The following is a 15241-nucleotide window of genomic DNA, read 5'->3' on the forward strand; positions in this document are numbered from 1 at the left end:
CAGATGCTGATGCCGCGCAAGCCCCCGAAGGGCTTCCGCAAGCCGCACCACCCGGACCGCAGTGGCGCGTCCAAGGGTGGTAACCGGGTGGTGTTCGGCGAGTTCGGGATCCAGGCTCTCGAGCCGGCGTACGTGACCAACCGCCAGATCGAGTCGGCGCGTATCGCGATGACCCGTCACATCAAGCGTGGCGGCAAGGTCTGGATCACGATCTTCCCGGACCAGGCCCTCACCAAGAAGCCGGCCGAGACCCGGATGGGTTCCGGCAAGGGTTCGCCCGAGTGGTGGGTCGCCAACGTGAAGCCGGGGCGGGTTCTCTTCGAGATGTCCTTCCCCAACGAGCAGATCGCGCGAGAGGCGATGCGTCGCGCGATCCACAAGCTCCCGATGAAGTGCCGCATTGTTACGCGCGAAGTGGGTGAATCCTGATGGCAGCGGTCGTCAAGGCCTCCGAGCTGCGTGAGCTCTCCGACGAGGAGCTGGTCACGAAGCTGCGCGAGGCGAAGGCGGAGCTGTTCAACCTCCGCGTGCAGGGCGCAACCGGGCAGCTGGACAACAACCGGCGGCTGCAGGTCATCCGTCGGGAGATCGCCCGGATCTACACGATCATGCGTGAGCGTGAGCTGGGTCTCTCGGCCGCGCCGACTGAGGTGACTGCATCATGAGTGAGAACACCACCGCCCCCGCGCGGGCCCGCCGCAAGGTTCGCGAGGGCCTCGTGGTCAGCGACAAGATGGACAAGACCGTCGTGGTCGAGGTCGAGGACCGGGTCAAGCACGCGCTGTACGGCAAGATCCTGCGCCGTACGCGCAAGCTGAAGGTCCACGACGAGCAGAACGCGGCCGGCATCGGAGACCGGGTCCTGATCATGGAGACCCGGCCGCTGTCCGCCACCAAGCGCTGGCGGATCGTGGAGATCCTCGAGAAGGCCAAGTAGCGAAGGCTCGAGCTCGGCCGGTCTCGGTCGGGCGCAGGTTCCGCCAGGCTCCGGCCGCCCCGAGCGGCCGGAGAACCGGCAGACATAGGAGATAGACGTGATTCAGCAGGAGTCGCGACTGCGCGTCGCCGACAACACGGGTGCCCGGGAGATCCTGTGCATCCGGGTGCTCGGCGGCTCCGGTCGGCGCTACGCGAGCATCGGCGACGTCATCGTGGCCACCGTCAAGGACGCGATCCCCGGTGCCGGTGTGAAGAAGGGCGACGTCGTCAAGGCCGTCGTCGTTCGGACCGCCAAGGAGAAGCGGCGGCCGGACGGGTCGTACATCCGCTTCGACGAGAACGCCGCCGTCATCATCAAGGACGGTGGGGACCCGCGCGGTACCCGCATCTTCGGCCCGGTGGGCCGGGAGCTGCGGGACAAGCGGTTCATGAAGATCATCTCTCTCGCGCCGGAGGTGTTGTGACCGTGAAGGTCAAGAAGGGCGACACGGTCGTCGTCATCGCCGGCAAGGACAAGGGTGCCAAGGGCAAGGTCATCGCGGCCTACCCGCGGCAGGACAAGGTCCTGGTCGAGGGCGTGAACCGGGTCAAGAAGCACACCCGTATCAGCACCACCCAGCGTGGCGCCAAGACCGGTGGCATCGTCACCCAGGAGGCCCCGATCCACGTCTCGAACGTGATGGTCCTGGACTCCGACGGCAAGCCGACCCGCGTCGGCTACCGGATCGACGACAACGGCCAGAAGGTCCGCATCGCGCGTAGCACCGGTAAGGACCTCTGATGACCACGGCTACCGAAACCAAGACCCTGCCGCGCCTCAAGGAGCGGTACCGCAACGAGGTGGTGGCCGACCTGCAGAAGCAGTTCGAGTTCGCCAACCCGATGCAGGTGCCGCGGCTGGTCAAGATCGTCGTCAACATGGGTGTCGGCGAGGCCGCTCGCGACGCCAAGCTGATCGACGGGGCTGTCCGCGACCTGGCCACCATCACCGGCCAGAAGCCGCAGGTCCGGCGGGCCACCAAGTCCATCGCGCAGTTCAAGCTCCGCGAGGGCATGCCGATCGGCGCGAAGGTCACCCTGCGCGGCGACCGGATGTGGGAGTTCCTGGACCGGCTGCTCTCGATCGCGCTGCCGCGTATCCGTGACTTCCGCGGCCTGGACGGGCGCAAGCTCGACGGGCACGGCAACTACACGTTCGGCCTGACCGAGCAGTCGGTGTTCCACGAGATCGACCAGGACAAGATCGATCGCCAGCGGGGCATGGACATCACGGTGGTCACGACCGCCACGACCGACGACGAGGGCCGGGCGCTGCTCAAGCTCCTGGGCTTCCCGTTCAAGGAGAACTGAGATGGCCAAGAAGGCGCTGATCATCAAGGCGGCCGCGAAGCCGAAGTTCTCGGTTCGCGCGTACACCCGCTGCCAGCGGTGCGGGCGTCCGAAGGCGGTCTACCGCAAGTTCGGTCTCTGCCGGGTGTGCATCCGGGAGATGGCCCACCGCGGTGAGCTGCCCGGCGTGTCCAAGGCTTCCTGGTAATAGCCCGGCGCGCTCCGGCGCGTCAGCTGAACTGTCTCTTCGCCGTAGGCCCCGGGCCTGGCCCGGGGAACCCCGGCGAGAAAGGTTGACGAGTTTTCATGACGATGACCGACCCGATCGCAGACATGCTCACGCGTCTGCGTAACGCCAACCAGGCGTACCACGACCGGGTGACGATGCCCTACTCGAAGATCAAGGCGAACATCGCCGAGGTCCTCAAGGCCGAGGGCTACATCGCCACCTGGGCGGTCGAGGAGCCCGAAGAGGGCGCCGTCGGCAAGCGACTGGTCGTCGAGCTGAAGTACGGCCAGAACCGCGAGCGGAGCCTGGCCGGCATCAAGCGCGTGTCCAAGCCCGGTCTCCGGGTGTACGCCAAGTCGGACGGGCTCCCCCGGGTGCTCGGCGGGCTGGGCGTGGCGATCATTTCGACGTCCCAGGGGCTGCTCACCGACCGGCAGGCCCGCAAGCGGAGCGTTGGCGGGGAAGTCCTCGCCTTCGTCTGGTAACGGGAGACAGGTAGAAATGTCGCGTATTGGACGTAAGTCGATCCCGGTACCTTCCGGCGTCGACATCACGATCGACGGCCAGACCGTCAAGGTCAAGGGCCCCAAGGGCGAGCTGAGCCACGTGCTGGCCGAGCCGATCACGGCGGAGCGGGGCGAGGGCGGCGAGCTGCACGTCAACCGGCCCAACGACGAGCGCAAGGCCAAGGAGCTGCACGGCCTGAGCCGTACGCTCGTGGCCAACATGATCGTCGGGGTGACCGAGGGCTACCGCAAGAGCCTGGAGATCGCCGGCACCGGTTACCGCGTGACCGCCAAGGGCAAGGACCTGGAGTTCGCGCTCGGGTTCTCGCACCCGGTCCTGGTGCAGGCGCCGGAGGGCATCACCTTCACGGTCGAGAAGCCGACGCTGTTCCACGTGGCCGGCATCGACAAGCAGCAGGTCGGTGAGATCGCCGCCAACATCCGGAAGATCCGCCCGCCGGAGCCCTACAAGGGCAAGGGCGTGAAGTACCAGGGCGAGGTCATCCGCCGCAAGGCTGGAAAGGCAGGTAAGAAGTGAGCGCCACGCTGCTCAAGCGCCGCCGCGGCGTCGCCGCCAAGCGTGCCGTCGGGCGTGCGCGTCGGCACTTCCGGGTCCGCAAGAACATCAGCGGCACCGCCGAGCGTCCCCGCCTGGTCGTCACCCGCTCCCTGCGGCACGTGGTGGCCCAGATCGTCGACGACACCAAGGGCCACACCCTGGCGTCGGCCTCGACCATGGACGCCTCGCTGCGCGGCGCCGAGGGCGACAAGCGCGCCCTGGCCGGCAAGGTCGGCGCCCTGCTCGCCGAGCGTGCCAAGGCCGCCGGCGTCTCGAAGGTCGTCTTCGACCGCGGTGGCAACCGGTACGCGGGGCGTGTCGCCGCGCTTGCCGACGCCGCCCGCGAAGCCGGGCTCGAGTTCTAGAAACCCCGTCACGAGAGAGAAGGAAGGCTGCTGATGCCAGGTCAACAGCGCCGTGGCGGCGGGTCCGGTGGCAACGAGGGTGGTCGCCGCGACAACCGCCGTGAGGGCGGCCGCGGAAACGCGCCCGTCGAGAAGACCCCGCACCTCGAGCGGGTCGTCGCGATCAACCGCGTCGCCAAGGTCGTGAAGGGTGGTCGTCGCTTCAGCTTCACCGCCCTGGTGATCGTGGGCGACGGCGACGGCACCGTCGGTGTGGGCTACGGAAAGGCCAAGGAGGTGCCCGCGGCGATCGCCAAGGGTGTCGAGGAGGCCAAGAAGCACTTCTTCAAGGTGCCGCGCATCGGTGCCTCGATCCCGCACCCGGTGCAGGGCGAGGACGCGGCCGGTGTGGTGCTGCTCAAGCCGGCCTCCGCCGGTACGGGTGTCATCGCCGGTGGTCCGGTGCGTGCCGTGCTGGAGTGCGCGGGCATCCACGACGTGCTCTCCAAGAGCCTCGGCTCGTCCAACCCGATCAACATCGTGCACGCCACGGTGGCGGCCCTGAAGGGGCTCGAGTCCCCGGAGCAGGTCGCGGCCCGTCGTGGTCTGCCGGTCGAGGACGTCGCGCCGGCCGCCATGCTGGCGTCGCGGGCGGGGGTGGCTTCCTGATGGCACGCCTGAAGGTCACCCAGCTCCGGTCCGAGATCGGGACCAAGAAGAACCAGCGTGACTCGCTGCGTTCGCTCGGTCTCAAGCGGATCAACGACGTGGTGGTCAAGGAGGACCGGCCGGAGATTCGCGGCATGATCTTCACGGTCAGCCACCTCGTGAAGGTCGAGGAGGTCGAGTAATGACGATCAAGGTGCACCACCTGCGTCCGGCGCCGGGTGCCAAGACCGACAAGACCCGGGTGGGTCGCGGTGAGGGCTCGAAGGGCAAGACCGCCGGTCGCGGTACCAAGGGTTCGAAGGCCCGGAAGAACATCTCGCCGGCGTTCGAGGGTGGGCAGATGCCCATCCACATGCGCCTGCCGAAGATGAAGGGCTTCAAGAACAAGTTCAAGGTCGTGTTCCAGGTGGTCAACCTGGACCGGCTGGCCGAGCTGTTCCCGAACGGCGGCCAGATCGGCCCGGTCGAGCTGGTCGAGGCCGGCGCGGTCCGCAAGGGTCACCCGGTCAAGGTGCTCGGCACCGGCGACCTCGGTGGCGTGTCTCTCCAGGTCTCGGCGCACGCGTTCAGCGCGTCGGCCAAGGAGAAGATCACCGCCGCCGGTGGCTCGGTCACGGAGCTGTAAGGCGATGTTCATGGCGCCCGCTCAGTTGTTCGCAACTGGGCGGGCGCCATGGTCTACCGGCCACGTGTGCGCCGGGTAACATCGGATTCGGTTTATGTAGCCGGGCACATCTGCCCGGACGGGGACCGGGCTGTTAGAGTCCGTTCCCAGCCATGGATTCCGGGCACTCCGTCCGGCACCACCCCGCCCCGCCAGGGATTCGTCACCGGCGGCCCGCGTCGCGCAGGAGGAAGAAGTTGCTGTCCGCCTTTCTCAGTGCGTTCCGTACGCCTGACCTGCGCAAGAAGCTGCTGTTCACAGTAGGCATCATCGCGGTCTACCGGCTGGGCGCCACGCTGCCCAGCCCGGGCGTCTCGTACGGCAACGTGCAGAAGTGCCTCGACACGATCCAGGGTGGCAGCACGGGTGTGCTCAACCTGCTGGATCTCTTCTCCGGTGGGGCGCTGCTCCAGCTCTCGGTCTTCGCGCTGGGCATCATGCCCTACATCACCGCGTCGATCATCCTTCAGCTGCTGACGGTGGTGATCCCGCGCCTGGAGCAGCTCCGCAAGGAGGGCCAGGCCGGGCAGGCCAAGATCACGCAGTACACCCGCTACCTGACGCTGGGCCTGGGCGTTCTGCAGGCCTCGGCGTTCGTGGCGCTGGCCCGCTCCGGGCAGCTGTTCAACAACCAGTGCGACCAGTTCCCGATCGTGCCCGAGGGCACCGGCATCCCGAACTGGCTGACCCTGGGCATCCTGGTCATGACCATGACCGCCGGCACCGGCGTGGTGATGTGGCTCGGTGAGCTGATCACCGACCGGGGCGTCGGCAACGGCATGTCGGTGCTGATCTTCACCTCGATCGCGGCCCGCCTTCCCAGCGAGGGCTGGAAGATCAAGACCACCAAGGGCTGGGGGATGTTCCTCCTCGTCATCGCCCTGGTGCTGGTGGTCATCACCGCGGTCACGTTCATCGAGCAGGCGCAGCGCCGCATCCCGGTGCAGTACGCCAAGCGCATGATCGGCCGGCGGATGTACGGCGGCACGTCGACCTACATCCCGCTGAAGGTGAACCAGGCGGGCGTCATCCCGGTCATCTTCGCCTCGTCGCTGCTCTACCTGCCGCAGCTCGCGCTCCAGTTCTTCGATCAGAACGACCCGGGCAAGGCCCAGGCGTGGATCCAGAACCACATCGTGAAGGCGAGCGCGCCGGAGCACATCGCGATCTACTTCCTGCTGATCATCTTCTTCACGTACTTCTACGTGTCGATCACGTTCAACCCGACCGAGGTCGCGGACAACATGAAGAAGTACGGCGGCTTCGTGCCGGGCATCCGCCCCGGCAAGCCGACCGCCGAGTACCTCGACTTCATCCTCAGCCGGATCACCCTGCCGGGCGCGCTCTACCTGGGCATCGTCGCGATCCTGCCGAACTTCTTCTTCATCTGGCTCGACAACCAGCAGTTCCAGAACTTTCCGTTCGGCGGCACCGCTGTGCTCATCATGGTCGGCGTCGGTCTGGAGACCGTGAAGCAGATCGAGAGCCAACTCATGCAGCGGAACTACGAAGGGTTCCTGCGGTAGATGCGACTCGTTCTGGTTGGCCCGCCGGGCGCGGGCAAGGGCACACAGGCGGAGTTCGTCGCCGCGCACCTCTCGGTGCCGAAGATCTCGACCGGTGACATCTTCCGGGCGAACGTCTCCCAGGGGACGCCGTTGGGCGTCGAGGCCAAGCGGTACATGGACGCCGGCAAGCTGGTCCCGGACGAGGTCACCATCAACATGGTGCGGGACCGGCTCGCCGAGCCGGACGCGAGCGAGGGCTTCCTGCTCGACGGTTTCCCGCGGACCACGCCGCAGGCCGCCGCGCTGGACAAGCTCCTCGCCGACCTCGGCACCGCGCTGGACCTGGTGCTGGAGCTGGTCGTCGACGACGACGAGGTGATCCGGCGGCTGTCCGGCCGGCGCACCTGCCGCGGCTGCGGCAAGATCTGGCACGTCGAGTTCGACTCGCCGAGCCGGGAGGGCGTCTGCGACCGCTGCGGCGCCGAGCTGTTCCAGCGTGACGACGACAAGCCGGAGACCATCGCCGCCCGGCTGCGGGAGTACGCCGAGAAGACCGCGCCGCTCGTGGACTACTACGGCGCCCAGGGCAAGCTCGTCGGCATCGACGCGACCGGCCCGGTGGAGGACGTCACCGTCCGCGCCATCGACGCGCTGCGCTCGTACGGCGGCTGAGGTCCCTCCGCCACCCGGCGGATAGAGTGCGAACAGCGGGGTACGTGCGACGTGCCCCGCTGCTCCGCGTACGCGCGAAGAAAGGTAAACACCACCATGCGTCGTCCCCAGCTGGACATCCAGCTGAAGACCCCCGAGCAGATCGAGCTGATGCGGGCCGCCGGTCTGGTCGTCGCCCGTGCCCTGCGCCGGATGCGGGAGGCGGTGGCGCCGGGCGTGTCGACGGCCGACCTGGACGCGATCGCCGAGTCGACCATCCGCGAGGCGGGCGCCGTGCCGTCGTTCAAGGGCTACCACGGCTTCCCGGCGTCGATCTGCTCGTCGGTCAACCAGCAGGTGGTGCACGCCATCCCGTCACCCGAGCAGGTGCTGCGCGAGGGTGACCTGATCTCGATCGACTGCGGCGCGGTGCTGGACGGCTGGCACGGCGACGCGGCGGTCACGGTGCCGGTCGGCGAGGTCGACCCGGCCCTGCTGAAGATGACGGCGGTGGCCGAGGACGCCATGTGGGCCGGGATCGCCGCCGCGGCGCGCGGGGCGGCCTCCGGCAAGGGCCGGCTCACCGACATCTCCCACGCGGTCGAGAACGCGGTCCGCCGGGGCGGCCGGTACGGCATCGTCGACGGCTACGGCGGCCACGGGATCGGCACGGAGATGCACCAGGACCCGCACGTGCTCAACCACGGGCGTCCCGGCAAGGGGCCGCGCCTGGTGCCGGGTCTGGCGCTCGCGATCGAGCCGATGATCACGATGGGCTCGCCGCGTACAGTCGAGCTGGCCGACGGCTGGACCGTGGTGACCCGGGACGGGTCGATGGCGGTGCACGTCGAGCACTCGATGGCGCTGCTTGACGACGGCGTGTGGGTGCTGACCGCCGAGGACGGCGGGCGGGCCCGCCTGGGCGACCTGGTGACCGCGCGGCAGACGTCTGTCGACTCCCCGGCCTGATCGAAGGCCCCGGCCGCGCCGGATGACCGGCGCACGCCGTGCCGCGCTGGCGATCGGGTGACATGCTTGCTCCCATGGAGGAGCGCAACCGCATGCGGGCGGCCGACGCGGACCGGGAGACCACCGCCGAGCGACTCCGGGCGGCGTTGAACGAGGGCCGGCTCGACCTGCACGAGTACGACGACCGGCTGCGCCGGGCGTACGGGTCGAAGACCTACGGCGAGCTGGACGAGCTGCTGACCGACCTGCCCGGCGCCGGACCGGCCGGTCGCCCCCTGCCGGCGCCCCGTGCGCCCGGCGAGAGCGGGGTGGCCGTACCGGGTTCGGCGGCCGTGAGCGGGGCGCGCGGCGCCTGGCTGCTGGGGGTCTGGGGCCCCTGGCTGAAGGTGGCCCTGATCCTCAGCGCGATCTGGTTCGTCTCCCAGCTCGGTGAGGGTGAGTTCGAGTTCGACGACTACTGGCCGATCTGGGTGCTCGGCCCGTGGGGCGCCGTGGTGCTCTACCAGACGATCCAAGGGCTGGCCCACGGGGCGCCGGAGAAGGACGCCGAGCGCCGGCGGCGCAAGCAGGTCGAGCGGGAGGCCCGTCGGCGGGCGAAGCGGGAGCTGCCGGAGACGTGACCTGCGTCATATCCGAGCCCTCCGGGTGACTGTCACGCCGGTCGGTTTGGCGAGCGCGTGCGGGTCGGCGTACACTTTTAGATCGGCGCACAGCGTCCACTCCGCCATGCCCACCCTGCGCTTCGGTGGGAGTCGGAGCCGCGGCTGGCGCGGGTTTCCTGATCTTGGTCAGTTCACCCGTGTAAGACGTTGTGGGCCGTCCGGAGCAACCGACGTCAGGACAGCGGAGGACATGCCGAAAAAAGACGGAGCAATCGAGATCGAGGGTCGGGTCATCGAGCCCCTGCCGAACGCCATGTTCCGGGTGGAGCTCGCGAACGGCCACAAGGTGCTCGCTCACATCAGCGGCAAGATGCGGCAGCACTACATCCGCATCCTGCCGGAGGACCGGGTCGTCGTCGAGCTCTCGCCGTACGACCTGACCCGCGGGCGCATCGTCTACCGCTACAAGTAAGCCTGACGGCGGCCGGGAGACCCGTGTCCGTCTTCGACGTCCGGATCGCGCACCGCCGCGGCTCCGGGCCAGATGGGAAGTAAGGCAACCGTGAAGGTCAAGCCGAGCGTCAAGAGGATCTGCAACAAGTGCCGGGTGATCCGCCGGCACGGCCGGGTCATGGTCATCTGCACCGACCCGCGCCACAAGCAGCGCCAGGGCTGACGCCCCACACATCACCAGCTCGTCCCAGCCGCGGTCGGGTGCGCAGCGCGTACCCCCTCGTGGTTGACCCCCGGTCGGAGGCCGGGGCCCGCTCGGGCAGCGACCGATCCCGGTCGCCGGCGTTCTTGACGCCGGAAGGACAGGGACGGCCGGTAGCGGGATGGGACGGGTCCACACCTCCGCCACAACATCACGAGGAGTACGCCCGCACATGGCACGTCTAGTCGGCGTGGATCTCCCCCGCGAGAAGCGGATGGAGATCGCGCTCACCTACATCTTCGGGGTCGGTCGTACCCGCGCCCTGGAGACGCTCGCCGCGACCGGCATCTCGCCGGACAAGCGCGTTCGGGACCTCACGGACGAGGAGCTCGTCGAGCTCCGGAACCACATCGAGGGCAACTACAAGGTTGAAGGCGACCTGCGCCGCGAGGTCGCCGCTGACATCCGCCGCAAGGTCGAGATCGGCTGCTACGCCGGTATCCGGCACCGCCGCGGTCTGCCCGTGCGTGGTCAGCGCACCAAGACCAACGCGCGGACCCGGAAGGGCCCGAAGCGGACCGTGGCCGGCAAGAAGAAGCCCGGCAAGAAGTAACTAGGAGCGCACAGACTTATGCCACCGAAGGCTCGTGCCGGAGCCGCCGTCAAGAAGGTCCGGCGCAAGGAACGCAAGAACGTCGCCCACGGGCAGGCGCACATCAAGAGCACCTTCAACAACACCATCGTGTCCATCACGGACCCGACCGGTGCGGTCATCTCCTGGGCCTCCTCCGGCCAGGTTGGCTTCAAGGGCTCCCGCAAGTCGACCCCGTTCGCCGCGCAGCTCGCCGCCGAGGCCGCCGCGCGCCGCGCGATGGAGCACGGCATGCGCAAGGTCGACGTGTTCGTCAAGGGCCCCGGCTCCGGCCGGGAGACCGCCATCCGTTCGCTGCAGGCAGTGGGCCTCGAGGTCGGGCAGATCTCCGACGTCACGCCGCAGCCGCACAACGGGTGCCGTCCGCCGAAGCGTCGCCGGGTCTGAGAGGTTAGAGAGAGATGGCTCGTTACACCGGTGCTGACTGCCGCCGTTGCCGGCGGGAGAAGATGAAGCTGTTCCTCAAGGGCAGCAAGTGCGATGGTCCGAAGTGCCCGTTCGAGTCCCGGCCGTTCCCGCCCGGGCAGCACGGCCGCGGCCGCACGAAGGAGACGGAGTACCTGCTCCAGCTCCGTGAGAAGCAGAAGGCCCGTCGTGTCTACGGCGTGCTGGAGAAGCAGTTCCGCGGCTACTACGAAGAGGCCGTGAGCAAGGAGGCCAAGACCGGCGAGGTCCTGCTGCAGATCCTCGAGTCGCGGCTGGACAACGTGGTCTACCGGGCCGGCTACGCCAGCTCCCGGGACATGGCCCGTCAGCTGGTCAAGCACGGCCACTTCACGGTGAACGGCAAGAAGGTCGACATCCCGTCGTACCGCGTCAAGGAGCACGACATCGTCGAGGTTCGGGGCAAGAGCAAGGAGCTCACCCCGTTCCTGGTGGCGCAGGCTCAGGCCGGTTCGCGGTCGGTTCCGGCGTGGCTGGAGGCCATCCCGAGCCAGATGAAGATCCTCGTGCACTCGCTCCCGGCCCGCCAGGTGATCGACACCCAGGTCCAGGAGCAGCTGATCGTCGAGCTCTACTCCAAGTAAGGGCTCGTTGCGGTGGCCCGTCCTCCGGGGCGGGCCACCGGAACAGTTGTGTCGTGGGCGTCAAATAGCGGGCGCCCCGGAAGAGAAGAGAAAAGATGCTCATCAGCCAGCGACCGTCTCTCTCCGAAGAGTCGATCAACGAGACCCGCTCCCGGTTCACCATCGAGCCGCTGGAGCCCGGCTTCGGCTACACGCTGGGCAACTCGCTGCGGCGTACGCTGCTGTCCTCCATCCCGGGTGCGGCGGTCACCTCGATCAAGATCGACGGTGTGCTGCACGAGTTCACCACGATCCCCGGGGTCAAGGAGGACGTGGTCGAGCTCGTCATGAACATCAAGGAGCTGTGCGTCAGCTCCGAGCACGACGAGCCGGTCAGCATGTACCTGCGCAAGCAGGGCCCGGGCGACGTGACCGCCGGTGACATCCAGCCCCCGGCCGGTGTCTCGGTGCACAACCCGGACCTGAAGCTCGCCACCCTCAACGGCAAGGGCCGGCTCGACATGGAGCTGACCGTCGAGCGGGGTCGCGGCTACGTCACGGCGGCGCAGAACAAGCAGGCGGGCGCCGAGATCGGCCGGATCCCGGTCGACTCGATCTACTCGCCGGTGCTCAAGGTGACGTACCGGGTCGAGGCGACCCGTGTCGAGCAGCGGACCGACTTCGACCGGCTGATCATCGACGTCGAGACCAAGCCGTCGATGGGCCCGCGTACCGCGCTGGCCTCGGCCGGCTCGACGCTGGTGGAGCTGTTCGGGCTGGCCCGTGAGCTGGACGAGACCGCCGAGGGCATCGACATCGGGCCGTCCCCGCAGGACGCCCAGCTGGCGGCGGACCTGGCCCTGCCGATCGAGGAGCTGGACCTCACCGTCCGCTCCTACAACTGCCTCAAGCGCGAGGGCATCAACTCCGTTGGTGAGCTCATCGGGCGTACCGAGGCCGACCTCCTCGACATCCGCAACTTCGGTCAGAAGTCGATCGACGAGGTCAAGATGAAGCTCGCCGGGATGGGCCTGGGGCTGAAGGACTCGGCTCCGAACTTCGACCCGGCGCACGTCGTGGACGCCTTCGGCGAGGCGGACTACGACACCGACGACTACCGCGAGACCGAGCAGCTCTAGTCCGCGCTGCCGCCACACCTGAGGAGCACCAAGCATGCCCACGCCCACCAAGGGCCCCCGCCTCGGCGGCAGCCCCGCGCACGAGCGGCTGATGCTGGCCAACCTGGCCACCGCGCTGTTCCAGCACGGCAAGATCCAGACCACCGAGACGAAGGCCCGGCGGCTGCGTCCGCTGGCCGAGCAGCTCATCACCAAGGCCAAGCGCGGCGACCTCGCCTCGCGCCGCCGGGTGCTGGGCGTCGTCAAGGACAAGGACGTGGTCTACGCCCTGTTCGACCAGATCGCGCCCCGGTACGCCAACCGCAACGGTGGCTACACCCGGATCGTGAAGACCGGTCCGCGCAAGGGTGACGCCGCTCCGATGGCGATCATCGAGCTGGTGGAGGAGCTTCAGGTCGCCGAGCCGAAGGCGAACAAGAAGACCGCCGCCCGCAAGGCCGCCCAGCAGGACAAGGTCGAGGCCCTGGCCCCGGCCGAGGAGACCCCGCGCTCCAGCGCCGGTGACCAGGACGCCGAGGCGCCGGTCTCCGCGTCGGGTGACACCGCCGCCGCCCGTGAGGACAGCGACGAGGCCACCGAGAACGACAAGGCCTGAGATCAGGCTCGACCGGGCCCGGTATCCCCTCGGGGGTGCCGGGCCCGTCGCCGTCGACAGGAGGTACGAGGTGGACGAGCGGACCCGGCTGCGGCTGGACGTCTCGTACGACGGCACCGACTTCTCCGGCTGGGCGCCCCAGCCGACCCGGCGCACAGTGGCCGGCGTGCTCATGCAGACGCTGGACCTGGTGCTCGGCGCGGGCACGGCGACCGGCCTGACAGTGGCCGGGCGTACCGACGCCGGGGTGCACGCCATCGGGCAGGTCTGCCACCTCGACCTGCCGACTGCGGTGTGGCGGGAGCACGAGGGGCGGCTGCTGCGTCGGCTGGCCCGGCTCCTGCCGCCGGATGCGCGGGTACGCGCGATGACCGAGGTGCCCGCCGACTTCGACGCCCGGTTCTCGGCGACGTTCCGGCGCTACGAGTACCGGGTCACCGACGCCCCGTGGGGTGCCGAGCCGCTGCGTCGCCGGGACACCCTGGCCTGGCCGAAGCCGCTGGACCTGGCGGCGCTCAACGCCTCCGCCGCCGGGCTGGTGGGTGAGCACGACTTCGCCGCGTACTGCCGGCGCAAGGAGAACGCGACCACGTTGCGTGAGGTGACCCGGCTGGACTGGCGGCGCGACCCGGACGGGATCCTGGTCGCCACCGTGCAGGCCGACGCGTTCTGCCAGAACATGGTGCGCAGCCTGGTCGGGGCGATGCTGGTCGCGGGCGACGGGCGGCGGCCGGTCCAGTGGCCGGCCGGCCTGCTGACCCGGCGTGAGCGCTCCAGCGAGGTGACAGTGGCGCCCGCGCACGGTCTCGCCCTGGTCGAGGTGGGCTACCCGGCGGACCCGGCCGAGTACGCCCGCCGCGCCGAGGAGACCCGCCGGTTGCGGGTTCCGGTGGCCGGGGGCTGAGCCCGGCTCAGTCCGTGCCCCGCTGACCGGCGCTGTCCTCGGCCGAGTCCGCGTCGGGCTGCCCGGCTGTTCCGGCGGCCGCACGACGGTCCAGTACGGCCCGGTTGAGGTGCAGCTCGACCAGGTCGTACATGATCTCGCGGGCGGTCGCGTCGTCGCTCGGGATGCGTTCCCCGTCGGCGCGGGTGACCAGGCAGAAAGCGACGTAGTGTCCGCGTACCTGCCAGGCGACCCGGGCGGCGGCCTTCTCCACCGACTCGGTGCCGTCGCCCGCCGCCATGCCACGGAACCGTCCCTGGCGCCCGTCGAGCAGCGGCCGGATGCGGTCGCGTACCCGCTGGGCGGTGGCCACGTCGGTGAGGTTGAACAGACCGGCGGTGACCAGGTGGTCGCCGTCGGGGGAGCGGAGCGTGCCCCGCACGACCTGGTTGCAGCCGAGCCGGGTCAGCAGGTCGGCGATCTCGCCGGTGGCCGCGACCTGGCACTTCGTGCTGGCCTGGGTCTTGAGCACCCGGTAGGCCGGCTTCCCGTCGGTGATCACCAGGTCCTTGGCCGGGAAGACCTCCTTGACGGTGAGCGCCGCCTGGTCGGTGTCCCGGGAGTCGAGGTCGGTGCCGCCGGACGGGGTGCTCGACTCCGTCGGCTGCGGGGTCGGCTGGCCGGCCGGCGGTGTGGCGGTGCGTTCGTCGAGCAGGGCCGCGACGGCCAGCCCGGTGAGCGAGAGCAGGAGCAGCACGGCGGCGCCGCCGACGAGCGTCTGCCAGAACCGGCCGCCGCCGCGGCGCTCGGCGCGCCGGGTCCGGGGCAGCTCGGAGACGTCGGCGGCGCGGGCGGTCGGGCTGGCCGGGATCGGCACTGTCGGCCGGTTCGCCGCCGCCGGTACCGGTGCCGGCACGGGTGGCGCGGGCTGCGGCACCGGGGAGGGCTCCCGTGGTGGCGCGGGCCGTCCCGGTGTCGGCGCCGGGGCCGGGGGCGCCGGAACCGGGGCGCGGGCGTCGTCCACCGCCTGCTCGTCGGGTCCGGCCGGTGGCAGCGCCTGCTGCTCGGCCGCAGCGGGCGGCGGCAGCGCGGGTTGCGCGGTGGGGCGCGGAGGCCGGGGCAGCGACGGCGTGGGGAAGCGGGAGCGTGACGGTCCCGCGGGCGGGGGCGTCGCGGCTGCGGGCCCGTTCGGGGCCGACCCGGGCTTCGGGTACTCCAGGAAGGCGTCCTCATCGGACTCGTACCGGTACACCATGTGGCATAGAGTAGGGGTGATTGTCCCTTTCAGGGGTAATATCGCGAAATTCTGGCGGAGTGGCGTGCGACCCCGCCCATGACACC

General features: G+C 69.4%; 26 protein-coding genes. 25 read left to right on the forward strand and 1 reads right to left on the reverse strand.

The window, feature by feature from the left end:
• The first annotated feature begins 3 nt into the window (after positions 1 to 3).
• From rplP to truA, 25 genes are all read left to right on the forward strand, one after another.
• Entirely contained in the window at positions 4 to 429 is a 426-nt protein-coding gene (gene rplP / locus F8279_RS04400; protein WP_007465292.1) for a 50S ribosomal protein L16, read from the forward strand.
• Positions 429 to 665 carry a 50S ribosomal protein L29 gene (rpmC, locus tag F8279_RS04405; RefSeq protein ID WP_091426394.1) on the forward strand — a complete coding sequence of 79 codons (237 nt, stop codon included), beginning with the start codon at positions 429 to 431 and terminating at the stop codon, positions 663 to 665. The genes rplP and rpmC overlap by 1 nt, the downstream gene beginning before the upstream one ends.
• Positions 662 to 937 (forward strand): 30S ribosomal protein S17, encoded by a 276-nt coding sequence (gene rpsQ, locus F8279_RS04410; RefSeq protein WP_091426392.1) that lies wholly within the window; start codon positions 662 to 664, stop codon positions 935 to 937. Before rpmC ends, rpsQ begins: the two co-directional genes overlap by 4 nt.
• A 97-nt stretch (positions 938 to 1034) precedes the next feature.
• Positions 1035 to 1403, forward strand: a complete 369-nt coding sequence (gene rplN / locus F8279_RS04415; protein ID WP_007073026.1) for a 50S ribosomal protein L14 — start codon at positions 1035 to 1037, stop codon at positions 1401 to 1403.
• The gene (rplX, locus tag F8279_RS04420) at positions 1400 to 1720 is read left to right on the forward strand and encodes a 50S ribosomal protein L24 (protein ID WP_013288626.1); all 321 of its coding nucleotides are present in this window, start codon (positions 1400 to 1402) and stop codon (positions 1718 to 1720) included. The genes rplN and rplX overlap by 4 nt, the downstream gene beginning before the upstream one ends.
• Positions 1720 to 2289 carry a 50S ribosomal protein L5 gene (rplE, locus tag F8279_RS04425; protein WP_091426389.1) on the forward strand — a complete coding sequence of 190 codons (570 nt, stop codon included), beginning with the start codon at positions 1720 to 1722 and terminating at the stop codon, positions 2287 to 2289. Before rplX ends, rplE begins: the two co-directional genes overlap by 1 nt.
• 1 nt (position 2290) lies before the next feature.
• Positions 2291 to 2476: a type Z 30S ribosomal protein S14 gene (locus tag F8279_RS04430; protein WP_007465272.1), complete on the forward strand. Its 186-nt coding sequence runs from the start codon at positions 2291 to 2293 to the stop codon at positions 2474 to 2476.
• Between the two features lie 98 nt (positions 2477 to 2574).
• Positions 2575 to 2982 (forward strand): 30S ribosomal protein S8, encoded by a 408-nt coding sequence (rpsH, locus tag F8279_RS04435; RefSeq protein WP_091426388.1) that lies wholly within the window; start codon positions 2575 to 2577, stop codon positions 2980 to 2982.
• Positions 2983 to 2998: 16 nt separating this feature from the next.
• The gene (gene rplF, locus F8279_RS04440; protein WP_091426385.1) at positions 2999 to 3541 is read left to right on the forward strand and encodes a 50S ribosomal protein L6; all 543 of its coding nucleotides are present in this window, start codon (positions 2999 to 3001) and stop codon (positions 3539 to 3541) included.
• Positions 3538 to 3927 (forward strand): 50S ribosomal protein L18, encoded by a 390-nt coding sequence (gene rplR, locus F8279_RS04445; RefSeq protein WP_091426382.1) that lies wholly within the window; start codon positions 3538 to 3540, stop codon positions 3925 to 3927. Before rplF ends, rplR begins: the two co-directional genes overlap by 4 nt.
• A 33-nt stretch (positions 3928 to 3960) precedes the next feature.
• On the forward strand, positions 3961 to 4575 hold the full coding sequence (rpsE, locus tag F8279_RS04450) for a 30S ribosomal protein S5 (protein ID WP_088987583.1): 615 nt from the start codon (positions 3961 to 3963) through the stop codon (positions 4573 to 4575).
• On the forward strand, positions 4575 to 4757 hold the full coding sequence (gene rpmD, locus F8279_RS04455) for a 50S ribosomal protein L30 (RefSeq protein WP_091426379.1): 183 nt from the start codon (positions 4575 to 4577) through the stop codon (positions 4755 to 4757). Before rpsE ends, rpmD begins: the two co-directional genes overlap by 1 nt.
• Positions 4757 to 5200 carry a 50S ribosomal protein L15 gene (rplO, locus tag F8279_RS04460; protein WP_091426377.1) on the forward strand — a complete coding sequence of 148 codons (444 nt, stop codon included), beginning with the start codon at positions 4757 to 4759 and terminating at the stop codon, positions 5198 to 5200. The genes rpmD and rplO overlap by 1 nt, the downstream gene beginning before the upstream one ends.
• Before the next feature lie 236 nt (positions 5201 to 5436).
• Positions 5437 to 6765, forward strand: coding sequence for a preprotein translocase subunit SecY (secY, locus tag F8279_RS04465; protein WP_091426376.1), 1329 nt, complete (start codon positions 5437 to 5439; stop codon positions 6763 to 6765).
• Positions 6766 to 7419 (forward strand): adenylate kinase, encoded by a 654-nt coding sequence (locus tag F8279_RS04470; RefSeq protein ID WP_013288618.1) that lies wholly within the window; start codon positions 6766 to 6768, stop codon positions 7417 to 7419.
• A 96-nt stretch (positions 7420 to 7515) separates the two neighbouring features.
• Complete coding sequence (gene map, locus F8279_RS04475; protein ID WP_091426373.1) at positions 7516 to 8367, forward strand: type I methionyl aminopeptidase; 852 nt, start codon at positions 7516 to 7518, stop codon at positions 8365 to 8367.
• A gap of 92 nt (positions 8368 to 8459) precedes the next feature.
• Complete coding sequence (locus F8279_RS04480; RefSeq protein ID WP_151499183.1) at positions 8460 to 8987, forward strand: DUF1707 domain-containing protein; 528 nt, start codon at positions 8460 to 8462, stop codon at positions 8985 to 8987.
• A 232-nt stretch (positions 8988 to 9219) separates the two neighbouring features.
• On the forward strand, positions 9220 to 9441 hold the full coding sequence (gene infA / locus F8279_RS04485; protein ID WP_007073013.1) for a translation initiation factor IF-1: 222 nt from the start codon (positions 9220 to 9222) through the stop codon (positions 9439 to 9441).
• A gap of 90 nt (positions 9442 to 9531) precedes the next feature.
• Positions 9532 to 9645 (forward strand): 50S ribosomal protein L36, encoded by a 114-nt coding sequence (gene rpmJ, locus F8279_RS04490; protein ID WP_012184307.1) that lies wholly within the window; start codon positions 9532 to 9534, stop codon positions 9643 to 9645.
• Between the two features lie 211 nt (positions 9646 to 9856).
• On the forward strand, positions 9857 to 10237 hold the full coding sequence (gene rpsM / locus F8279_RS04495; RefSeq protein WP_013288614.1) for a 30S ribosomal protein S13: 381 nt from the start codon (positions 9857 to 9859) through the stop codon (positions 10235 to 10237).
• A gap of 18 nt (positions 10238 to 10255) precedes the next feature.
• Positions 10256 to 10663: a 30S ribosomal protein S11 gene (gene rpsK, locus F8279_RS04500; protein ID WP_013288613.1), complete on the forward strand. Its 408-nt coding sequence runs from the start codon at positions 10256 to 10258 to the stop codon at positions 10661 to 10663.
• A 14-nt stretch (positions 10664 to 10677) separates the two neighbouring features.
• On the forward strand, positions 10678 to 11304 hold the full coding sequence (gene rpsD / locus F8279_RS04505) for a 30S ribosomal protein S4 (protein ID WP_091426370.1): 627 nt from the start codon (positions 10678 to 10680) through the stop codon (positions 11302 to 11304).
• A 95-nt stretch (positions 11305 to 11399) separates the two neighbouring features.
• Positions 11400 to 12422, forward strand: a complete 1023-nt coding sequence (locus tag F8279_RS04510; protein ID WP_007073009.1) for a DNA-directed RNA polymerase subunit alpha — start codon at positions 11400 to 11402, stop codon at positions 12420 to 12422.
• 34 nt (positions 12423 to 12456) lie between these two features.
• A complete protein-coding gene (gene rplQ / locus F8279_RS04515) occupies positions 12457 to 13017 on the forward strand; it encodes a 50S ribosomal protein L17 (protein WP_013288611.1) in 561 nt (186 codons plus the stop codon).
• 70 nt (positions 13018 to 13087) lie between these two features.
• Positions 13088 to 13921 carry a tRNA pseudouridine(38-40) synthase TruA gene (gene truA, locus F8279_RS04520; RefSeq protein ID WP_151499165.1) on the forward strand — a complete coding sequence of 278 codons (834 nt, stop codon included), beginning with the start codon at positions 13088 to 13090 and terminating at the stop codon, positions 13919 to 13921.
• A gap of 7 nt (positions 13922 to 13928) precedes the next feature.
• Here truA and F8279_RS04525 read toward each other — a convergent pair whose 3' ends face one another.
• Positions 13929 to 15155 carry a hypothetical protein gene (locus F8279_RS04525; RefSeq protein ID WP_225853132.1) on the reverse strand — a complete coding sequence of 409 codons (1227 nt, stop codon included), beginning with the start codon at positions 15153 to 15155 and terminating at the stop codon, positions 13929 to 13931.
• Between the last annotated feature and the right edge of the window lie 86 nt (positions 15156 to 15241).

Source organism: Micromonospora sp. AMSO1212t, assembly GCF_008868145.1.
Taxonomy (GTDB): Bacteria; Actinomycetota; Actinomycetes; order Mycobacteriales; family Micromonosporaceae; genus Micromonospora; species Micromonospora tulbaghiae.

Coding starts and splice junctions, on each gene's coding strand:
- rpmC (WP_091426394.1), top strand. CDS start 429: ATGGCAGCGGTCGTCAAGGCCTCCGAGCTGCGTGAGCTCTCCGACGAG.
- rpsQ (WP_091426392.1), top strand. CDS start 662: ATGAGTGAGAACACCACCGCCCCCGCGCGGGCCCGCCGCAAGGTTCGC.
- rpsD (WP_091426370.1), top strand. CDS start 10,678: ATGGCTCGTTACACCGGTGCTGACTGCCGCCGTTGCCGGCGGGAGAAG.
- F8279_RS04430 (WP_007465272.1), top strand. CDS start 2,291: ATGGCCAAGAAGGCGCTGATCATCAAGGCGGCCGCGAAGCCGAAGTTC.
- rpmD (WP_091426379.1), top strand. CDS start 4,575: ATGGCACGCCTGAAGGTCACCCAGCTCCGGTCCGAGATCGGGACCAAG.
- infA (WP_007073013.1), top strand. CDS start 9,220: ATGCCGAAAAAAGACGGAGCAATCGAGATCGAGGGTCGGGTCATCGAG.
- rplQ (WP_013288611.1), top strand. CDS start 12,457: ATGCCCACGCCCACCAAGGGCCCCCGCCTCGGCGGCAGCCCCGCGCAC.
- F8279_RS04510 (WP_007073009.1), top strand. CDS start 11,400: ATGCTCATCAGCCAGCGACCGTCTCTCTCCGAAGAGTCGATCAACGAG.
- rplO (WP_091426377.1), top strand. CDS start 4,757: ATGACGATCAAGGTGCACCACCTGCGTCCGGCGCCGGGTGCCAAGACC.
- rpsK (WP_013288613.1), top strand. CDS start 10,256: ATGCCACCGAAGGCTCGTGCCGGAGCCGCCGTCAAGAAGGTCCGGCGC.
- F8279_RS04470 (WP_013288618.1), top strand. CDS start 6,766: ATGCGACTCGTTCTGGTTGGCCCGCCGGGCGCGGGCAAGGGCACACAG.
- rplE (WP_091426389.1), top strand. CDS start 1,720: ATGACCACGGCTACCGAAACCAAGACCCTGCCGCGCCTCAAGGAGCGG.
- F8279_RS04525 (WP_225853132.1), bottom strand. CDS start 15,155: ATGGTGTACCGGTACGAGTCCGATGAGGACGCCTTCCTGGAGTACCCG.
- rpsE (WP_088987583.1), top strand. CDS start 3,961: ATGCCAGGTCAACAGCGCCGTGGCGGCGGGTCCGGTGGCAACGAGGGT.
- rpsM (WP_013288614.1), top strand. CDS start 9,857: ATGGCACGTCTAGTCGGCGTGGATCTCCCCCGCGAGAAGCGGATGGAG.
- rplP (WP_007465292.1), top strand. CDS start 4: ATGCTGATGCCGCGCAAGCCCCCGAAGGGCTTCCGCAAGCCGCACCAC.
- map (WP_091426373.1), top strand. CDS start 7,516: ATGCGTCGTCCCCAGCTGGACATCCAGCTGAAGACCCCCGAGCAGATC.
- F8279_RS04480 (WP_151499183.1), top strand. CDS start 8,460: ATGCGGGCGGCCGACGCGGACCGGGAGACCACCGCCGAGCGACTCCGG.
- rpsH (WP_091426388.1), top strand. CDS start 2,575: ATGACGATGACCGACCCGATCGCAGACATGCTCACGCGTCTGCGTAAC.
- rplF (WP_091426385.1), top strand. CDS start 2,999: ATGTCGCGTATTGGACGTAAGTCGATCCCGGTACCTTCCGGCGTCGAC.